This is a genomic window from Polaromonas sp. P1_G2 (assembly GCF_056405515.1).
On record NZ_JBFUBY010000643.1, the window covers coordinates 1 to 669 of the forward strand.

General features: G+C 57.7%; 2 protein-coding genes. One reads left to right on the forward strand and one right to left on the reverse strand.

Going from position 1 to position 669, the window contains the following annotated elements; translation table 11 throughout:
- A partial coding sequence (locus tag AC1D0P_RS26690) for a hypothetical protein (protein WP_477679485.1) occupies positions 1–221 on the forward strand: 221 nt, incomplete at its 5' end.
- 57 nt (positions 222–278) lie between these two features.
- On the opposite strand, the gene AC1D0P_RS26695 is transcribed toward AC1D0P_RS26690, so the two are convergent.
- Positions 279–545: a DUF2167 domain-containing protein gene (locus tag AC1D0P_RS26695; protein ID WP_477679486.1), complete on the reverse strand. Its 267-nt coding sequence runs from the start codon at positions 543–545 to the stop codon at positions 279–281.
- Positions 546–669: the final 124 nt, after the last annotated feature.

The following is a 669-nucleotide window of genomic DNA, read 5'->3' on the forward strand; positions in this document are numbered from 1 at the left end:
GCCAGAAGCAGCCGCAGGCAAATACCAGCACGGATACCGGCGCCAGCACCGATGCCGGCACGGACAACAAGAAGAAGACCACCAACGATCTCCGCACCAATGACAGCGACGAGTTGGGGACGAACAACGGCGACAACAATGATGTCGGCACGGATGATCCCAGCACGGACGATCTCGGCACCGACGATCTCAACAACAATAACGGCACCAATCAGCAATGATTGCCGGGTGAATTGATGCTATGGCCAGCAGGCAATTGCCCTGTGTGCCTGGAGGCGTCAGCTTCTGACAGAGTCGTATGGCGGCGCTTGAGTTGGCTTGCGCTTGAAAAACTTGGCGATGGGCTTGAAGATCGCACCTGCGAGCACTGCGATGATCACCGCGCCTTCCTTGAGGAAGGCGAGCCCAATGGCAAGCAATCCGACTTTGGCTACGACCTTTGCTGCCACCGCAGTCGCGATTAGTCCGGCCAGCCCGTAAGCCGCGAGTTTGTCGCCCTCCTCATGTGCTTCGTATTTCCTGTCGGCGTCATAGGCAAACAGAATGGCGGAGCTCTTGCGCGAGACGGATACTTAGCTTCAGAACGGCACATCCCCCGAATGCATCGCCTGTTCGAGCAGCCGCTCATAAGCCTTGCGCGGCATGTCGATGGCGCCGAAGGTTTTCAAA